Below are 18,644 nucleotides of genomic sequence, written 5' to 3' on the forward strand. Positions count from 1 at the left end.
ATCGCATATCTGTTTTGTCGGGCACGGTTCGCGCCCGACGTTCCGGGATCAATCCGCGCCGCGAATGGCCGCAATCAGCGCATTCAATTCCGCATCGCGATCCGGCTCGTTCGCGCTGACATAGCGCGGCTCGGGGTACGCGGCCAGTTGCACCACCACCAGCGCATGGCGGCGGTCGATGTAGATGCGCTGGCCGGAATGGCCCATCGCCATCATCGCGCCGTCTTCGCGCAGCCACCAGCTATAGCCGTAGCCCGTCAGCCCCAGCGCCTGGCGGCTGGCGGCATGGAAGGCTTCCGGCACGGTGTGCGCCACCGTCGCCGCCTGGTCGATCCAGCCTTCCGGCAGCACGCGCTGGCCGTTGACAACGCCGTCGTCCAGCACGAACTGCCCCACCCGCCCCAGATCACGCAGCGTCATGCCTGCGCGGCTGCCGCCAATTTCCTGGCCATTCTCGGATTCCAGCGTGTAGAAGGCATCGAACTCCATGCCGTAGGGCTGCCAGATCTTGCGCGACAAGTAATCCGCCAGCGTGCTGCCGGTGGCCGCGGAAATCAGCGCGCCCATCAGATACGTGTCGCCGGTGTTGTAGTGCCAGACGTCGCCCGGCACATGCAGGCTTTGGCAGGCGCGCAGCAAGGCCAGCACGCCGCCGGGCGCTTTATCGGCCAGCGATTTGCTGTAGCGGTTCACGTCCGACTGTTTGTCGGTGTAGTCCTCGGTCCAGGCCATGCCCGAACACATCGTCATCAGATGGCGCACCGTTACGTGTTCGTAGGCGCACCCTTGCATGGCGGGCAGGTAACGCGTGACGGGGTCGTCGATGCTGCCGATGGCGCCGTCCTGCACGGCCGCGCCAACCAGCAGCGCGGTGACGGACTTGATGGTGGACATCGTGGACCAGCGGTCATGCGGTTGCAGGCCCAAGCCGTATTGCTCCAGCACCACGCGCCCGTCACGAATCGCCAGCAGGCCGGCGACGTTGTTGCGGTCCATGAATTCAGGCACGCCGCGTTGCACGCCGTCGGTGACGTATCGCACTTGGGCTTCCGGGCCGCGCGCCAGTTCACGCGTGACCGGGCCGCGCGTCACGGTGCGCGTGGCGAACAGCTGGTCAACGATGCGATAGCCGTAGGACTGCAAGCAAGGCGGCCACAGCAGAAAGTCTTCACTGCGCGGCAGGTGGACGGTGGGCTGGGCGATGGCGGCGGGCGGTAGGGAAAGGTCGGTCATGAATCAGGCTCAATGCAATGCCGCGCCGCCAGTGGGGCGGCGCGCGAAAAGGAAGGGTCAGATCAATCGTTCTGGATGCCCAGGCGCTTGATGATGGGCCCCCACGTGGCGGCCTCGCGCTGCATGGCTTCAGCCACGGCCGGGCCGCCGAAGCTGGCGGGCGGCAGCATGTAGATCTGCGCCATCTGCGCACGCGCCTCGGGGTCGGCCCAGAACTTCTGCGTGGCTTCGGTCAGGCGGGCCAGCACGGCAGGCGGCGTGCCTTTGGGCGCCATCAAGCCATACCAGCCATCGCTGGGAAAATCGCGGGCGCCCACTTCGTAGATCGTCGGAACATCAGGCAGCTCGGCCACGCGCTGGCTGCCAAAGACCACCAATGGCACCGCCTTGCCGGTCTTGATCTGCGGGATGGCGCCCGTCAACGCGTCCGCCGTCAGGTCGATTTGCCCGCCAACCAAATCCATCATGGCCGGCGCCGCGCCCTTGTACGGCACATGCGACATATCCAGGCCAAAATGCTGCGCCAGGAATGCCACGTTCAGATGCGTTGAATTGCCCATGCCAGCCGAGCCATAGTTCAGTACGCCGGGCTTGCTCTTGGCCACCTTGACCAGGTCGTCGATGCTTTTGATGCCGGTGGCCGAATTCGTGACCAGCACCTGCGAGGTGCCGGCGATCATCGTCACCGGATCAAAGTCGCGCACCGGGTTGTACGCCAGGGTCTTGTACGAGAACGGGTTCAACGACATGTTCGACGTGCTGCCAAACAGCAGCGAATAACCATCCGCCGGCTGCTTGGCCACAAACGCCGCGGCGATGCTGCCGTTGGCGCCGGGCTTGTTCTCGACAATCACCGTGCCGCCGATGGCCTTGCCGACGTAGCTGGCCCAGGCGCGCGCCAGCGCATCTGCCGCGCCGCCGGCCGATACCGGCACCACCACCGACACCGGCTTGACCGGGTAGTCCGCCTGCGCGGCGAACGGGGCGAGCGCAGCGCCCGCCACGCTTGCAGCGGCCAGCCAGCGGCGCAGCGAAGCACGGGGAAAGAGGGGCGATGCAGCAACAGAGGGGAATAGCGACGGGACCATGGCGGCTCACTGGAAAGCGGGTGCCGGCTAGCGGCGGAGGTGCAGCGATCTTAGGAGCGCCACTAATTGCCGTCCAATGCATAATCGGCTTACCTTCCATAATCAAAATGAATAATTTGGGCAGGCCCGCATGAACCTTCAGCAGCTGGACCACTTCCTGGCCGTGGTGGAAACGCAGTCTTTCAGCCGCGCCGCCGACAAACTGCATCTGACCCAACCCGCGCTTAGCCGCAGCATCCAGGCGCTGGAAGAAGAACTGGGCGGCCCGCTGCTGGAACGCGGCAAGAACAAGACGCTGACATCGCTGGGTGAACTGGCGTTGGCGCGCGCGCGCCGCGTACGGGTCGAGCTGGCCGAGCTGCGGCGCAGCGCAAAGATACTTGCCGATGTGGAAGGCGGCACGCTGCGGCTGGGCCTGGGGCCCGCGCCCACCGCCATGCTATCCGTGCACCTGTTGCAGCACATGATGCAGCGCTATCCCGCCATCAAGGTGCAGTTAAGTGGCGGCACGGCCGACATGCAGTTGCAGGAATTGCGCGACGGCGATGTCGATGCGCTGATCTTGCACCGCACACAAGTGCCGCCAGATGACGACCTGACGCTGGACCTGTTTCCACCTACGCCGCTGGGCTTTGTCTGCCGCGCAGGCCACCCGCTACAGCACGTGCACGAGCTCAGCTTCGCCGAGCTGCGCAAGTATCCGCTGGCCGCCAGCGGCCGCGCGATGAGCCACGACGTGCTGCATCGTCTGAACGAATACTTCGGCAACCGCACGCACTTTCATGACGCCATCCAATATCAGTCCAACGACGTGAACGCCCTGGTGGAAGTGGTGCGCCGCAGTGACGCGGTGTTCTTTGGCGTGCTGCAAGTGGCGCGTGTGTGGTTGGAACGCGGTGAGCTCGTACCGCTGCATCTGTCGCCGCCGCTGGCGCTGAGTTCGCAATTCATGTTCGTCACGCTGGATGGCAAGACGCCACCGCCCGCGCTGGAAAAAGTCCGCGACTGGTGCGCGGCGCAGATGGCCGGCACGCCTTGACGGCGTAGCGCCAGAAATTTTGTTTTTGCATTCAGACTGCATCTACCGCAACGCTATCCTCGCGCGCAACGGTCAACGCAGTTCGTCCAGCATCAGCCGTCCGACCACGCGCCCGACTTCAGCAGCGGTTCTAGGATGCCAGCGGTGTACACCCGCGCCACGTTTTGCAGGAACGCGGTGAAGTCGGTCTTTGCGGCATGGTCGGCACGGTCGGAAATCACACGCATCACCGCAAACGGGATGCCGAATTCATAGCAGATCTGCGCCATCGCCGCGCCTTCCATTTCCACGCACAACGCATCGGGCAAGCGCTTGCGCAGCGCCTGCGCGTCGTCGTTGTGGCTGACGAACACATCGCCAGTGGCGATCAGGCCGTGGTGGACGCGGGGTTTGGCGAACGTGGCGCCGGCCTGTATGACAGGCATGTCGCGCCGGCTCGTAAAGCGTGCCGCGCTGTCATACAGCTGCTGGCTCAAGACCGCATCGGCTTCAAAGTGCACGCGCCCCAGCAAGGGAATTTCGTGCTGATCGAACAAGGGCCGCGCGTCCATGTCGTGCTGCATCAAGGTGCTGGCGACCACCACGTCGCCCACGTCCACGTCCGCATGCAAGCCGCCCGCAAGCCCCGTGAAGATCACGCGCGACACCTGGAATTCCCGGATGACGATCGTTGCCGTCGCAGCCGCCGCCACCTTGCCGATGCGGCTTAGCGCGATCACGCACGGCGTGCCCCACAACGTGCCCACATGAAAATCGCGCATGGCGATGCGGTGTACGGCCGCGCCCGGGTCCATCGCGGCGAGCAGGTCGGCGATTTCTTCGTGCAAGGCGCCCAGAATGGCGAGACGTTCCATGATGTCCTTCGATGCTGAATGGCGTAGCGGTGCGACGTCGAACCCGCCGGTCGCGCCCAGCGCGCAACATACTCGAAAAGCAGGAGCGCCGCGCGGCAGCATCGCTACTCGTCTACCCCAGCGCGTCGCGGACGGCTTCGCTACCCCGTGTACCCCAGCGCACCGCGGACGGCTTCGCTACCCCGTGTACCCCAGCGCACCGCGGACGGCTTCGCTACCCCGTGTACCCCAGCGCAGCGCTTGCCGCCGCCGCTTCTTTTTTCACCGCCGCCACCACCTTGCCGCCCGGCGACACGTCGAAGCCGCCTGTCGCGCCCAGCGCCGTCAACACCGCGCAGGGCCGGCCGGTGTGGTCATACAGGGGCGCGGACACCGCGCTGATCCCGCGCAGATTCGTGTCCTTCACCGTCGCGCAACCCGCCGCGCGCACGTCGCGCCGCAATACGCCGATGGGATCATCGCGGTCCAGCAAAGCGCGCAAATCCTGCGGTGCGTCCGCCAGTTCCGCCAACGCCATCTGCTGCACCGGCGCTTCATCCAAGGCACCCAAAAACGCGCGCCCCGTCGCCGACCACAGCATCGACAGCACCGACCCCACGCGCACGTTCACGGTAATCGGCAGGCCCGGTTCTTCGAAGCGAACGATGGTCGGCCCCTTATTGCCCATCACCGCGATGAAGCACGTGACGGCCAGGCTTTCGCGCAGCCGGATCAGCGCAGGTTCGCTGATTCGTAATGGATCGGCCTGACGCATGGCGGCCACGCCCACGAACAGCGCTTCCAGGCCCAGGTGGTATTGCTGCGTCGCAACCTCCTGATCCACCAGCCCTTCAGCCATCAGACTCATCAGATAGCGGTGCACTTTGGCGGGGCTTTCGCCGACGTGGGCCGCCAGCGCCGTCAGGCTTGCGCGGCCGCCCATGCGGGCCAAGCCCTTCAACACCACCATGCCGGTCTCGGCCGCCTGGACCCGTTGACGGCGGGCGCGCGGGCTGGCGGCAGATTCCAGATCGGAATCGGCGGCAGACGTTTCGGACGGCGGGACGGCTTTGCTCATATCGGGGTGCGGCTCCAGGCAGAGATGGGGTCACTGGCTGGCGCGGCGCGCTGCCAGGGACGGAGCAAGGTTAACCCTTCTTGAAAAATTACGCATTGCGTATATGATTTACGCAAAAGAAGGGATGCCATCAGGCTATCCCAATGAGGAGACAGCCTATGCGCACCTTGAAGCACCCCATCCTGACCGCCCTCTTGGCCTTGCCCTTGCTGGCCTGTGCCGGCGCGTCCGCCCAGCAAGCCCCGTCCGCGTATCCGTCCAAGCCCGTGCGCTGGATCGTGCCTTACGCCGCCGGCGGCGGCTCGGATTTCCTGGCGCGCAGCATCGGCCAGGGCCTGACGGGCCGCCTGAACCAGCCGGTCGTGATCGAGAACAAGCCGGGCGGCAACACCGCCATCGCCGCATCCGAAACCGCCCGCGCGCCCGCCGACGGCTACACCATGCTGTCTGCCGACAACGGCACCCTGGTGTTCAACCCGGCGCTGTACAAGAAGCTGTCATACGACCCGGCGAAAGACCTGGCCCCCGTCACGCTGATGGGCCGCTTCCCGATGATTCTTGTCGTCGGGCCCGCCATGAAGGTCAACACGGTGCAAGAGTTCCTGGCCGAAGCCAAGTCGCGCAAAGACGGACTGGACTACGGTTCGGCCGGCGCCGGCAGCCCGCACCACCTGGCGATGGAACTGCTGAAAGTGGAAAGCGGCCTGACCATGACGCACGTGCCCTACCGCGGCGCATCGCCCGCGCTGGCCGACGTGGCCGGCGGGCAGATTCCCGCGATGATGGTGGACCTGGCCGCGGGCGCCGGCTTCATCAACGGCGGCAAGGTCCGCGCGCTGGCCGTGGCCAACCCGACCCGTCTGGCGCAATTGCCTGACGTGCCCACCTTCGCCGAGATCGGCCTGAAGAACGTGGAAGCCGCCGCGCAAGTGGGCGTGGTGGTGCCGGCCGGCACGCCGCAAGCGGTGATCGACACGCTGAACAAGCAGGTCGTCGCCACCATCAATGACCCCGCCACGCGCCAACGCCTGATCGAGTTCGGCATCGAACCCGTCGGCAACACGCCCGCCCAATATGCGGAACTGCTGACGGGCGAACGCGCCCGCTGGCAAAAGCTGATCAGCGATCTGCACATCACGCTGGACTAAGCGCTTTCGGCCTGCCTCGCCCGCGGGGCAGGCCTGCTGCAACACGAATACACGGAAGGATTTCATGAGCCAATCGCCCTCCTCCTCGCGCCCGTCGGGCTGTCCCATCGACCACGCGGCGCTTGCCGCGATGCAAAGCCCCACCGGCTGTCCGGTCAGCGCGCGCGCGGCCGAGTTCGACCCCTTTGGCGACGGCTATCAGCAAGATCCGCCCGAGTACGTGCGCTGGGCGCGCGACCAGGAACCCGTGTTCTACAGCCCCAAACTGGGCTATTGGGTGGTCACGCGTTACGAAGACATCAAGGCCATCTTTCGCGACAACATCACCTTCAGCCCGTCGATCGCGCTGGAAAAAATTACGCCCACCGGCCCCGAAGCCAACGCCGTGCTGGCGTCTTATGGCTACGCCATGAACCGCACGCTGGTGAACGAAGACGAACCCGCCCACATGCCGCGCCGCCGCGTGCTGATGGACCCGTTCACTCCCGAAGAATTGAAGCACCACGAACCCATGGTGCGCCGCCTGACCCGCGAGTACGTCGACCGCTTCATCAACGACGGCCGCGCCGACCTTGTCGACCAGATGCTGTGGGAAGTGCCGCTGACCGTGGCGCTGCATTTCCTGGGCGTGCCGGAAGAAGACATGGACCTGCTGCGCCAATATTCCATCGCGCACACGGTCAACACCTGGGGCCGCCCGCAGCCCGAAGAACAGGTTGCGGTGGCGCATGCCGTCGGCAACTTCTGGCAGCTGGCCGGCAAGATCCTGGACAAGATGCGCCAGGACCCGTCCGGCCCCGGCTGGATGCAGTACGGCCTGCGCAAACAACAGACGCACCCGGATGTCGTCACCGATTCCTACCTGCATTCCATGATGATGGCCGGCATCGTCGCCGCCCACGAAACCACCGCCAACGCCTCGGCCAACGCCATCAAGCTGCTGCTGCAACACCCCTACGCCTGGCGCGAAATCTGCGAAGACCCTGACCTGATCCCCAACGCCGTCGAAGAATGCCTGCGCCACAACGGCTCGGTCGCCGCCTGGCGCCGCCTGGCCACGCGCGACGTCGAGATCGCCGGCGTGCCGATTCCGGCGGGGTCAAAACTGCTGATCGTCACCTCATCCGCCAACCACGACGAGGGCCAATTTGCCGACGCCGACCTCTTCGACATCCGCCGTGAAAACGCCAGCGACCAGCTCACCTTTGGCTATGGTTCGCACCAATGCATGGGCAAGAACCTGGCCCGCATGGAAATGCAGATCTTCCTGGAAGAACTCACGCGCCGGCTGCCGCATCTGAAGCTGTCGGAACAGGCATTTACGTATGTGCCGAACACGTCGTTTCGCGGGCCGGAGCATTTGTGGGTGGAATGGGATGCCACGCAAAACCCTGAACTGGCGTCGCCCGAACTGCTGAACGATCAACACCCGGTACGTATCGGCGAGCCCTCATCGCACGCCATCACGCGGCCCGTGATCGTGCAAAGCGCGGTCGAAGCCGCTGACGGCATCGTGCGCTTGCGCTTGGTATCGCCCGATGGAAAGCCCCTGCCCCGCTGGACGCCGGGTTCGCATATCGATGTGGAATGCGGTGATACGGGCTTGTCACGGCAGTACTCACTGTGCGGCGATCCGGCGGACGCCGGCGCATTTGAAATTGCGGTGCTGAAGGAAACAGAAGGCCGAGGCGGCTCTGCATGGATGCACGCCAACGCGGTTGCCGGTGCGCGCCTGCGCATCCGAGGTCCGCGCAATCACTTCCGGATGAACGAAGCCGCCGGCAAGCTGATCCTGATTGCCGGTGGCATCGGCATCACCCCCATCAGCGCCATGGCGCGGCGCGCGAAGGAGCTGGGCTTGGATTACCAGCTGCACTACAGCGGCCGGTCGCGCGTCTGCATGGCGATGCTGGACGAGTTAACGGCCCTGCACAGGGACCGCATGCATGCCCACGTAAAAGACGAAGGCACGCGCGCCGACTATGCGGCGCTGCTGTCCCAGCCCGACGCCAGCACGCAGATTTACGCGTGCGGGCCGCAGGGGTTGCTGGATGCGCTGGCCGGATGTTGCGCGTCGTGGCCAGAGGATGCGTTGCGAGTCGAGCACTTCCATTCCACCCTGGGCACGTTGGACCCGTCGAAGGAACAAGCGTTTGAAGTGGTGCTGAAGGATTCCGGCATCGTTTTGAACGTGCCCGCGGATCAGACATTACTGACGGCGCTGCGCGGCGCAAATATCGACGTGCAAAGCGATTGCGAAGAAGGGCTTTGCGGGTCGTGCGAAGTGCGAGTGCTGGAAGGTCAGATTGATCATCGGGACGTGGTGCTGACACGCGCAGAGCGGGATGCGAACAACAAGATGATGGCGTGCTGTTCTCGTGCGTGCGGGGGTGGAAAGGTGGTGTTGGAGCTTTGAAGTTCCAAGGTTCCGCTTTTTAACCAGCCGCCATCCGATCCTGCGTGGATACCATCCATACAGAATCGGATGGCGACGTTTTATCTAGTTCTGTTGTCTCATCCACTAGTTAACCTCACGCCCATCGCGCGGCGGCGATGACCTTAACGCCGTCCTCCGACTAGTACAAAAAGCGGTGTACATCCCATCAGCAGGGAAACCACTTGGACGGCAAACGCACGAGCACCGTGATAGCGTGCCTCACGCGGGCATCATCCCAGCCAGCAGCAGATGTATCGCAAGACTCGATCTGTGGGGAGCTGAACATGGTGAAGAATCTGGCCATCTTCTTTGACGGCACGTGGAACGAACCCAACGACCGCACGAACGCCTACGAGCTTTACAAAGCCGCACCCGAAACCAGCACGCAGGAAACCCTATACATCGAAGGCGTCGGCACACAAGGCCACGGCCTGTGGACCGCCGTCGACAAGTTCTTGGGCGGCGCATTCGGCGCAGGGCTATCCGCCAACATCCGCCACGGCTATCAATGGCTTTGCCAACGCCAGGAACCCGGCGACCACATATTTCTATTCGGTTTCAGCCGCGGCGCGTACTCCGCTCGCAGCCTGGCCGGCATGGTCCGCAAATGCGGGCTGCTCAAAAACCCCACTGAAGACAACGTCGCCGAAGCCTACGCGCTATACCGCGACGACTGCCTGCCCTCGTCCATCGACGCCCTCTCGTTTCGCGCGCAATTCTCGCGCGAGACCGACCTGCACTTTGTCGGCGTATGGGACACCGTAGGCAGCTTAGGCATTCCCGTCGGCGGGATTTCGTTTCCCGGATTCTCGAAGTTCTATAACTTTCACGACACCGAGCTGAGTAATCACGTGCATCACGCCTATCACGCGATTGCTACGAACGAATATCGCGAACCGTACTTTCCGACGTTGTGGACAAGGCTTGCCACGTCGGAACCGCGCCCGGCGGACAGGCCCGTTGAGCAGCGCTGGTTTATTGGCGCGCACTCGGATATCGGTGGCGGGTATCGGGACGGGAGCTTGCAGACCTTGCCTGCGGCTTGGTTGCAGGAAAAGGCGCGGCAGGTGGGGTTAGAGGCGGGGGTTGTGCAGAGGATAGCGACCGACTACGACCAATGCGAACCGCACGATTCGTATAGGGAGTTCACGGAGAAGGTGCTTATTCATGTGAAGAAACGGCCAAGGGTTTGGGATGGGGCGACGGTGTTGAATTTGACGGTGGATGAACGGATGGCGAAGCGCGTCGAACAACACCCTCTGTACATGAAAGACTATCCTGATTTCAAAGCTGCGTTGGCGGAACTTCCTGTGGGGCGGGCCTGAGCCGTGCTTTAAGGTGTCAGACTCCAAAAAAACCCAAAAAAAACCCCGACGATCTCTCGTCGGGGAGTCCCTGCACACACAACACCGTTTACTCAGTTCGCGTACACCTTGATCTGATCGCTCTTCAGCACATCCGGCGTCAGGCTCTTGTCGATCCACTCCATCGACGTGTCCGCCACGCCCGGGGTGACCAGCTCCGCCGGCACGATGGTGATGTCGGCCAGCACCTTGAACGGGTACTTGTCGCTCTTTTTCGTCACGCCGAACAACTGCGCTTCCAGGCCTTGGCCGTCGGCGCGGTGCATTTTGACTTCGCGGCCGTAGCCTTTGAAGGTCACGTCATGCATGGCGGCGGCCACTTGTTCCGGGGTGGGCCAGGCGCCGTTGTTGTCTTTGATGGCTTTCTCGTAGCCGGCTTTCAACCCCTGGATGGCTTGCACCATGTGGTAGACCGAGTAGATCGGATAGGCGCCCGTCTTGTCGTGGAATTTCTTCACGAAAGCCTGGTGCTGCGGATCGTCCTTGGTTTCCGGGTGCAGGAAGTAGTGGTCGCCGCGCGCGCCGACGTAGACGCCTTCGGGCAAGGCATTGCCCAAGCGTTCCAGCGAGCTTTCGGCCAGCGACAGCACGAAGGTGGAGTTCTTGAACAGGTTGCGTTGCGAGGCCTGGCGCACGAAGTTGTCCAGGTCGCCGCCCCACGACGTGGATACGATGACGTCCGGGCGCAGCGCTTGCAGACGGCTGATTTCGGTGGAGAAGTCGGCGGCGCCGAACTTGGGGAACATCTCGGCCACGACCTTGACGTCGGGCTTGAACTTCTTCAGCGCGGCCAGGAAGATGTCGCGCGAATCGCGGCCCCAGGCGTAGTCCTGGTTGACGATGGCAATCGTCTTGAAGTCGGGTTTGACCTTCATCAGGTACAGCACCTGCGCGACCATTTCAGTGGTGGCGTTGGCCTGTGTGCGGACGACGTATTTGTACTTCTTGCCTTCCAGGGCCTTTTCCGTGCCGCAGTCCCACAGCACGTTCAGCACCTTCAGGTCTTCGGCGACGGGGGCCACGATGTTGCAGTGGCCGCTGGAGATGGCCGACAGCATCACGCGCGTGCCGCCTTCGGCCAAGCGGCGATATTCGGACAGCAGCTTTTCGCCGCCGCCGCCTTCGTCGATGTAGCTGGGCACGAGCTTGACGCCGTCGATGCCGCCTGCGGCATTGATGTCCTGAATCAGGATCTCGGCCGCGTCGCGGGCGGGTACGCCGAACACCGAGGCCGAGCCCGACAGGAACGTCGAGATGCCAATGTTCAGTTCTTTGGGCTTGTCGGCGGCGCTGGCCAGCGCCGTGAAGCCTGACAGCAGGGTGGCGCCTAACAGGGCAGCCAGTCTTGAAGTTTTCATGGTCTTGTCTCCAGTGTTGTAGTCGGGTCTATGCCCTTAGAAAACGATGGCGTCGCGCAGGCTGCCGCCGGTGGCGAGGTGATCGAACCCCTCGTTGATCTGGTCCAGCGAAAACGATTTGCCCATCATCCGATCCACCGGCAACTGGCCGGCTTTGTACAGGTCGATGTAGCGGGTGATGTCGATGGCCGGCACGCCCGAGCCCAAGTAGCTGCCGCGTATGTCGCGCTCTTCGCCCACCATTTGCGACAGCGACAACGGGAAGCTGAGCTTCGGGTTGGGCAAACCCGACGTGACGGTGGCGCCGCCGCGGCGGGTGAGTTTGTAGGCGGTCTCGAACGCAGGCACAGCGCCCGCCATGTCAAAGCCGTAGTCCACGCGGCCGCCTGCCAGGTCGAAGAGATCGTCGTCGGATTTGATCTGCTTGGGGTTCACGACGTGCGTGGCGCCCAGTTCGCGGGCCAGCGCCAGCTTCTCGTCGCTGAGATCAACGGCGACGACGCGGCGCGCGCCGGCGGCCACGGCGGCCAGCAAGGCGGACAAGCCCACGCCGCCCAGGCCCACGATGGCGGCGGTGTCACCCGCTTTGATGCGCGCACGATTCAGCACGGCGCCCGCGCCGGTCAGCACCGCGCAGCCGAACAACGCGGCTTCGCGATGGCTGAGTTCAACGTTGACCCTGACGCAAGAGCGGCGCGACACCACCGCGTATTCCGCGAAGCAGGACACGCCCGTGTGGTGGTTGATATATTCGTCGCCGATGTGCAGACGGCGGTCGCCGCCCAGCAGCGTGCCTTGGGTGTTGGCGGCGGCGCCTGGCTCGCACAGCGCGGGCCGGCCTTCCATGCAGGGGTTGCAGCAGCCGCAGCTTGGCACGAACACCATCGCCACATGGTCACCGGGTTTCAGGTCGGTGACGCCAGGGCCCGTTTCCACGACCTCGCCGGACGACTCATGCCCCAGCACGATCGGCACGCCACGCGGGCGGTCGCCGTTGATGACTGACAAGTCCGAATGGCACAGGCCTGCCGCCTTGATCCGCACCAGCACCTCGCCCGTACCGGGCGGGTCGAGTTCGATCTCGGTGATGGTCAATGGCCGGGTCTGGGCGTACGGGCCTTCCACCCCTACGTTGCGCAACAACGCCGCTTTGATTTTCATGCGCCTGACATCCTGGTAGGTCAAAGACGGCCGGCGCGCGCCGGCCGATCCGAATCAATCAGACGGTGCGCCCGCCGTCCACCGGGAACTCAACGCCGGTGATGAATTCCGCCGCGTCGCTCGCCAGGAACAACGCTGCCGCCGCCACATCCGACGGCTGGCAGAAGCGGCCCAGCGGAATCGTGGAGACGAACTTGGCGCGGTTCTCCGGCGTATCCGGCAGACCCATGAACAGCTCGAACATGCCGGTAATGCCCATCACGGGGCAGATGGCGTTCACGCGGATGCCGTCCGGGCCCAGTTCCACCGCCATGGATTTCGACAGCACGTTCACAGCGCCTTTGGACGCGTTGTACCAGCTGAGGCCGGGGCGCGGACGGATGCCGGCGGTGGACCCGATGTTCAGAATCACGCCGCGCTTCTGCTTGCGCATCACGGGCACCACGGCTTGCGCCATGTGATAGATCGACTTCACGTTGATGTCGAACATGCGATCGAACATGGCCTCGTCCACGTCCAGCATCGGCTGGTTCTTGTGGGTGATGGCGGCGTTGTTGACGACGATGTCGACCGAACCGAACGTGTCCTGGCAAACGCGCACGACGTTGTCGATGTCGGCGCGGCTGGACACGTCGGCCTTCACGGCCACGGCCGCAGCGCCTACTTCGGCCGCCACGCGGTCGGCGGCTTCCTTGTTGATGTCGGCGATGACGACCTTCGCGCCTTCCTTCGCGTACAGCTTGACGATGCCTTCGCCGAAACCGCTGCCGCCGCCCGTGACGATGGCGACCTTACCTTGCAACTGACTCATGACTGGACTCCGGAAATTGCGCGGCGATCACTCACCATAGAATTGGATCAACGTTTTGGTCGTGCTCATTTCTTCCAGGGCGATGAAGCCCTTCTCGCGCCCGTGGCCGCTTTTCTTCACGCCGCCAAACGGCAGTTCCACGCCGCCGCCCGCGCCAAAGCCGTTGATGTAGACCTGGCCGCATTTGATGCCGCGCGCAACACGCTGCTGGCGTCCGCCGTTCTCGGTCCAGACCGCGCCGAGCAGGCCGTAGTCGGTGGCGTTGGCCAGCCGGATGGCGTCGGCTTCGGTGTCAAACGGCAGCGCCACCAGCACCGGCCCGAAGATCTCTTCGGTCAGCAAGGTGCTGTCATGCGACGGCGCGGCAAACAGCGTCGGTTTGACGAAGTAGCCGCCCGCGGGCACGCCATCGGCAATCGTGCCCTCGGCTGCGACCTTCAAGCCGTCAGCCAGACCCTTGGCGATGTAGCGGTTGACGCGGTCAAACTGCGCCTTGTTGACGACGGGGCCGCAGGTCAGGTCCATGTCCGGCGTGCCGGCGCGCACCTTCGAGAATTCCTCGGCCAGCGCGTTCATGAACTCGGCATAGATGCCCTTTTGCACCAGCAGGCGGCTGCCCGCCGTGCAGGTCTGGCCGGCGTTGTGCACGATGCCCTTCACAATGGCGGGAATGGCCAGCTTGAACTTGGCGTCGTCGAACACAATGTGCGCCGACTTGCCGCCCAGCTCCAGCACGCACTTGACCGCGTTGACAGCGGCCGCTTGCTGGATCAGCACGCCCACTTCGTTCGACCCGGTGAAGGTGATGAAGTTGATATCCGAATGGCGCGACAGGCTGGCGCCCGCCTCTTCGCCCAGGCCCGTCACGATGTTCAATGCGCCCGCAGGAAAGCCCACTTCCAGCGCCAGTTCCGCCACGCGGATGATCGACAGGCACGCGTCTTCGGCGGGTTTGACGACGCTGGCGTTGCCCATGGCCAAGGCCGGCGCCACGCTGCGGCCAAACATTTGCGCCGGGTAGTTCCACGGAATGATGTGGGCGGTAACGCCCAGCGGTTCGCGGATCAGCTGAACCGAATAGTCTTTCTGGAACGGAATGGTCTGGCCATGCACCTTGTCGGCTGCGCCGCCGTAGAACTCGAAGTAGCGCGCCAGCACGGTGATGTCGGCGCGTGCGGTGGACATGGGCTTGCCGGTGTCGCGCGATTCCAGTTGCGCCAGCTCTTCGTGGTGCGCCAGCACGGATTCACCCAGACGCAGCAGCAGGCGGCCGCGGTCCAGCGCCGTCATGCGGCCCCAGTCGCCTTCCAGCGCGGCGCGCGCGGCTTTGACGGCGGCGTTCACGTCGGCCTCCTGGCCGCGCGGAATGGTGGTGAACACGTCGCCGTTGACGGGCGACACCACGTCAATGCTGCGGCCGTCTTGGGCGTCGACCTTGCGGCCATCGATAATCATCTGCGTCATGGAATGTCTCCGGGAATTCAATTCAAGGTGATCGAGCCGCGCTCAATCGTCCAGATCTGGTCAGGGATGTCGCCCAATAGCTTCACGTTGGATTCGGTGATCACGACGCACAGCTCGGGTTGCAGTTCTTTCAGCCGCCCAAGCGCTTCGGTGTAGTCACGCGCAAGCTTGGGGGCCAGGCCCTGGAAGGGTTCGTCCAGCATCAGCAGGCGGGTGCCCACCATGATGGCGCGCGCCAGCGCCACCATCTTTCCCTGGCCGCCCGACAGCGCCGAACCCGAGCGGCCCAGCATGGGCTCCAGCTGCGGCACCACCTTCAGCACCGTGGCGATGCGGGCGGCGATGTCGGCCTTGGACTGGCCCTGCACTTCGCAAGGCAGGTTCAGGTTTTCTTCCACGGTCATGGTCGGGAAGATGACGCGGTCTTCGGGCGCGTAGCCCACTTTCAGCGCGGCGCGCTTGTGGCCGGGCATGGCGGTCAGGTCGGCCCCGTCAAAGGCGATCTTGCCCGACTTGATCTTGGTCAGGCCCATGATGGTGCGCAACAGCGTGGTCTTGCCCGCGCCGTTGCGGCCGACGATGCCGATGGTTTTTGAGGATTCGAAACTTGCGCTGACGTCGCGCAGGATGCGGTTTCCCGCCAGGTCGACGTTGATGGCCGATAGATTCAACATGGTTCAGGCCCCCAGCACTTCGCTTTTGATCTGCGGGTTATTCAAGACTTCGCTGGGCGAGCCGTCGGCGGCCACCTTGCCCGCAATCCAGGCCGCTACCCGCGTGGCGTAGCGCGACACAATGTCCACATCGTGCTCAACGAACCAGCTCGTCACGCGGCGTTCATCCAGCGCGTGCATCACGGTTTCCATCAGCGCGAATTTGTCTTCGGACGCCACGCCGCTGGTGGGCTCGTCCATGATCAGCAGCTTGGGCCGCAAGGCCAGCGCCATCGCCACATCCAGCAGCTTGCGCTTGCCTTCGGGCAGTTCGATGGACGCTTCATCGGCTTCGGGCAACAGGCCCACCAGGTCCAGCGTGGCGTCCACTTCGCGTTCGTCGATGGTGCTTTCCAGCGAGCGGAACCAGCTCAGTTCCTTGTTGCGGCGCGCGGCGGCAATCTGCACGCATTCGCGCACGGTGTGTTCGGTGAACAACTGCGGCAACTGGAACGAACGGCCCAGCCCCAGGCGCACGATCTTGCGCGGCGCCATGGCCGTGACGTCGCGCCCGTCGAAGTACACCTTGCCCTTGGACGGCGCCAGGTAGCCTGTGCAGATGTTGATGAAGGTGGTCTTGCCCGCGCCGTTCTGGCCAATGACGGCCAGCCGTTCGCCTTCGTGCAATTCGAAATTGATGTTGTCCGCCGCCACCACGCCGCCGAACGCCAGATACAGGTCAGTCGTTTGAATCAGAGGTTTCATCTTCAGTTCCTTACCGGCACGCGGGATTGCAGCGTGGCGTTGGCGCGCGCCTGAGCGCGTGCGCGGTCACGCTTCTGCGTGGCGATGCGCTTCATGATCTGGCCCACAAAGCCGGTGGGGAACATGAAGATCACCAGGATCAGCGTGAGGCCCAGCAGGAACTGCCACAGGCCGGGGAAGTACGCCGCCGACACCAGCTTCACCGATTCAAACCCCACCGCGCCCAGGAACGCGCCCGCCGCGTGGCCGGCGCCGCCCAGAATGGTGATGAAAACGAATTCACCCGAGCGCAGCCACGAGCCGATTTCCGGCGTGACCAGGCCCTGCATCAGCGCCAGGATGGCGCCCGAAAAGCCCACCACCACAGCCGACAGCAAGTAACCCTTCCACATGATGAAGTACGCGGAAAAGCCCAGGTATTCGATGCGCGTTTCGTTCGTCTTGATGGCCGACAGGGCTTGCCCGCTGCCCGACCGGAAGTAGCGCTGCACCCACCAGGCCAGCACCATCGACAACACCAGCGTCACCACCAGCAGCGCGCGTTCAAACGACTCGCGCTCCATCACGATGCCGGCCATGGTCGGACGCACGATGCGCAGGCCGTCGGAGCCGCCCGTCAAGGTGTAGAGCTTGCCCAGCAGTGCGAACAGCACCATGCTCAGCGCCAGGTTCAGCATGCCGAAGAAGATGCCGCGATACCGCACGACGAAAAGACCAATGACGATGGCAGCCAGGAAGCTGGCGACGACGCCTGCCAGGATCAGCACCAGCGCATCGGCGCCCGGCATGGCGCGCGCCAGGAAGGCGACGGTGTAGGCCGAGATGCAGGAATACATCGCATGGCCAAACGAAATCTGGCCCGCGCGCGCCATCACCGACACGCCCAGCGCAGCAATCGCGTAGGTCAGGCCGATGACGATCGGCGTGATGGTCCAAGACAAGGTGTAGCCAAGAATAAGCGTGGCAACGGCGGCCACAAGGCTGAGTACGGCAACTTTCATCAGATCCTCCGGGCCTGGGCGACGGTGAACAGGCCGTGCGGCCGAATGATCAGCACCAGCACCATGATGATGTACGGCACCGCCACTTCGAGCTCGGGCGCGGCGTACACGGCGATGGCGCGAATGATGCCGATCAACAGCGCGGCAATCAGCGCGCCTGTGATCTGCCCCAAACCAGCGGTGGCGACGACGGCGAACGACAGCACCGTCATGTCGGTGCCTGCGCCCGGCACCAGCGACGTGGTGGGCGCGGCCAACGCGCCGCCCAGCGCGCCAAGGATGGTGGCGATCACAAAGGTGACGTAGCCGATCTTCTTGGCGTTGATGCCCAACGACGTCGCGACTTCGCGGTTGTGCGTGGTGGCCACCGTCTGCTTGCCCAGCTTGGTGTGGCGCAGGAAGAATTCCAGGCACACGTAGGCCAGCACCGCCACCACCGGCACCACGACCAGCTGATAGGTGGTGTAGGTGATGTCGCCAATTTCGATATTGCCCAGCCGGTTCACGACTTCGCTGGCGCTGTAGGGCTGCGCGCCCCAGAGCAGGCGCTGGATGTCTTCCAGCATCAGAAAGCCACCAAACGTGATCAGCAATTTAAGAATGGGGTCGTAGTTTTGCGCCCGGCGAATCAGCACGAATTCCATGATGCTGCCCAGCGCCAAACCCACAGCGATGGCTGCCACGAACAAAGCGGCGAACAGCAGGAAGGGGGAGTCTGTCTTGGGCGCCAGAAACATGACGAGGCTGGCGGCGGCGTAACCCCCGAAGGCGTAGAACGCGCCATGGGCGACATTCAAGATGCCCATCACGCCGAACACCAGGGTTAACCCCATCGACACCAGGAACAGCAGACTGGCGTATGCCACGCCATCCACCAAGGCGAGAGGCAATAGATCCAAGGTCAAGCGTCTTCTCCCAATACGCTAAGCACCTGCCACCAGGCTCGCGCATTGCCGCGGCAACATCGCGTCCTGCTTGGCGGTGCGGGCGTGTCGCCCAGGACGCGCATGGCGCGCCCTTGTCTCGTTATGGACCTTGCCGTGCCTGTTCGCGATGCGCTGCGTAACGGGCCGGAAGGCGTTTATGTGGAGGAGTCCGAAGGTTGGCTGCCGCCGCTTTTCGCACTCGTCCGATAGTGGAAACGAAGTATAGGGAGGCCCCTTTTCAGCGCCTATTTATCTTTGTGCAAGCCGGGTTTCACAAGCGATAGA

16 protein-coding genes are annotated in these 18,644 nt (G+C 63.9%); 4 read left to right on the top strand and 12 right to left on the bottom strand.

All coding sequences use genetic code 11. The features are described 5' to 3' along the window. Window positions 1-48: 48 nt before the first annotated feature. The gene (locus HV765_RS22215) at window positions 49-1,233 is read right to left on the bottom strand and encodes a serine hydrolase domain-containing protein (protein WP_175170970.1); all 1,185 of its coding nucleotides are present in this window, start codon (window positions 1,231-1,233) and stop codon (window positions 49-51) included. A 62-nt stretch (window positions 1,234-1,295) separates the two neighbouring features. Further along, complete coding sequence (locus HV765_RS22220) at window positions 1,296-2,321, bottom strand: Bug family tripartite tricarboxylate transporter substrate binding protein (RefSeq protein ID WP_254600674.1); 1,026 nt, start codon at window positions 2,319-2,321, stop codon at window positions 1,296-1,298. Between the two features lie 130 nt (window positions 2,322-2,451). Here HV765_RS22220 and HV765_RS22225 point away from each other — a divergent pair, with 130 nt between their 5' ends. Beyond that, window positions 2,452-3,360, top strand: a complete 909-nt coding sequence (locus HV765_RS22225) for a LysR family transcriptional regulator (RefSeq protein ID WP_054423247.1) — start codon at window positions 2,452-2,454, stop codon at window positions 3,358-3,360. A 92-nt stretch (window positions 3,361-3,452) separates the two neighbouring features. Here HV765_RS22225 and HV765_RS22230 read toward each other — a convergent pair whose 3' ends face one another. Together HV765_RS22230 and HV765_RS22235 are read right to left on the bottom strand one after the other, a co-directional pair. Then, window positions 3,453-4,214 (bottom strand): 5'-methylthioadenosine/adenosylhomocysteine nucleosidase, encoded by a 762-nt coding sequence (locus HV765_RS22230; RefSeq protein WP_175170971.1) that lies wholly within the window; start codon window positions 4,212-4,214, stop codon window positions 3,453-3,455. Window positions 4,215-4,428: 214 nt separating this feature from the next. Next, window positions 4,429-5,271, bottom strand: coding sequence for an IclR family transcriptional regulator (locus HV765_RS22235; protein ID WP_254600675.1), 843 nt, complete (start codon window positions 5,269-5,271; stop codon window positions 4,429-4,431). A 158-nt stretch (window positions 5,272-5,429) separates the two neighbouring features. Between HV765_RS22235 and HV765_RS22240 the strand changes: the two genes are divergently transcribed. The 3 genes from HV765_RS22240 (at window position 5,430) to HV765_RS22250 (ending at window position 10,181) form a co-directional block, all read left to right on the top strand. Beyond that, a complete protein-coding gene (locus tag HV765_RS22240; RefSeq protein ID WP_054423249.1) occupies window positions 5,430-6,419 on the top strand; it encodes a Bug family tripartite tricarboxylate transporter substrate binding protein in 990 nt (329 codons plus the stop codon). Between the two features lie 64 nt (window positions 6,420-6,483). Beyond that, window positions 6,484-8,835: a cytochrome P450/oxidoreductase gene (locus HV765_RS22245; protein ID WP_175170972.1), complete on the top strand. Its 2,352-nt coding sequence runs from the start codon at window positions 6,484-6,486 to the stop codon at window positions 8,833-8,835. 203 nt (window positions 8,836-9,038) lie between these two features. After that, the gene (locus tag HV765_RS22250) at window positions 9,039-10,181 is read left to right on the top strand and encodes a DUF2235 domain-containing protein (protein WP_254600676.1); all 1,143 of its coding nucleotides are present in this window, start codon (window positions 9,039-9,041) and stop codon (window positions 10,179-10,181) included. A 92-nt stretch (window positions 10,182-10,273) separates the two neighbouring features. Here the strand turns inward: HV765_RS22250 and HV765_RS22255 are convergent, their stop codons facing one another. Genes HV765_RS22255 through HV765_RS22290 form a run of 8 tightly spaced genes read right to left on the bottom strand, consistent with a single transcriptional unit; the run spans window position 10,274 to window position 18,338 of the window. After that, entirely contained in the window at window positions 10,274-11,578 is a 1,305-nt protein-coding gene (locus tag HV765_RS22255; protein ID WP_175170973.1) for an ABC transporter substrate-binding protein, read from the bottom strand. Window positions 11,579-11,614: 36 nt separating this feature from the next. Further along, window positions 11,615-12,739, bottom strand: coding sequence for a zinc-dependent alcohol dehydrogenase family protein (locus tag HV765_RS22260; protein WP_175170974.1), 1,125 nt, complete (start codon window positions 12,737-12,739; stop codon window positions 11,615-11,617). 58 nt (window positions 12,740-12,797) lie between these two features. Then, complete coding sequence (locus tag HV765_RS22265) at window positions 12,798-13,550, bottom strand: glucose 1-dehydrogenase (RefSeq protein ID WP_054427593.1); 753 nt, start codon at window positions 13,548-13,550, stop codon at window positions 12,798-12,800. A gap of 27 nt (window positions 13,551-13,577) precedes the next feature. Beyond that, window positions 13,578-15,014 carry an aldehyde dehydrogenase family protein gene (locus HV765_RS22270; RefSeq protein ID WP_175170975.1) on the bottom strand — a complete coding sequence of 479 codons (1,437 nt, stop codon included), beginning with the start codon at window positions 15,012-15,014 and terminating at the stop codon, window positions 13,578-13,580. A 17-nt stretch (window positions 15,015-15,031) separates the two neighbouring features. Then, complete coding sequence (locus HV765_RS22275; RefSeq protein WP_054427591.1) at window positions 15,032-15,688, bottom strand: ABC transporter ATP-binding protein; 657 nt, start codon at window positions 15,686-15,688, stop codon at window positions 15,032-15,034. A gap of 3 nt (window positions 15,689-15,691) precedes the next feature. Beyond that, a complete protein-coding gene (locus tag HV765_RS22280; RefSeq protein ID WP_054427590.1) occupies window positions 15,692-16,432 on the bottom strand; it encodes an ABC transporter ATP-binding protein in 741 nt (246 codons plus the stop codon). A gap of 2 nt (window positions 16,433-16,434) precedes the next feature. Next, window positions 16,435-17,433, bottom strand: a complete 999-nt coding sequence (locus HV765_RS22285; protein ID WP_175170976.1) for a branched-chain amino acid ABC transporter permease — start codon at window positions 17,431-17,433, stop codon at window positions 16,435-16,437. After that, window positions 17,433-18,338 (bottom strand): branched-chain amino acid ABC transporter permease, encoded by a 906-nt coding sequence (locus HV765_RS22290; protein ID WP_054427588.1) that lies wholly within the window; start codon window positions 18,336-18,338, stop codon window positions 17,433-17,435. The genes HV765_RS22285 and HV765_RS22290 overlap by 1 nt, the downstream gene beginning before the upstream one ends. Window positions 18,339-18,644 lie beyond the last annotated feature (306 nt).

It is taken from the genome of Achromobacter kerstersii (assembly GCF_902859595.1).
Taxonomy (GTDB): domain Bacteria; phylum Pseudomonadota; class Gammaproteobacteria; order Burkholderiales; family Burkholderiaceae_B; genus Achromobacter; species Achromobacter kerstersii.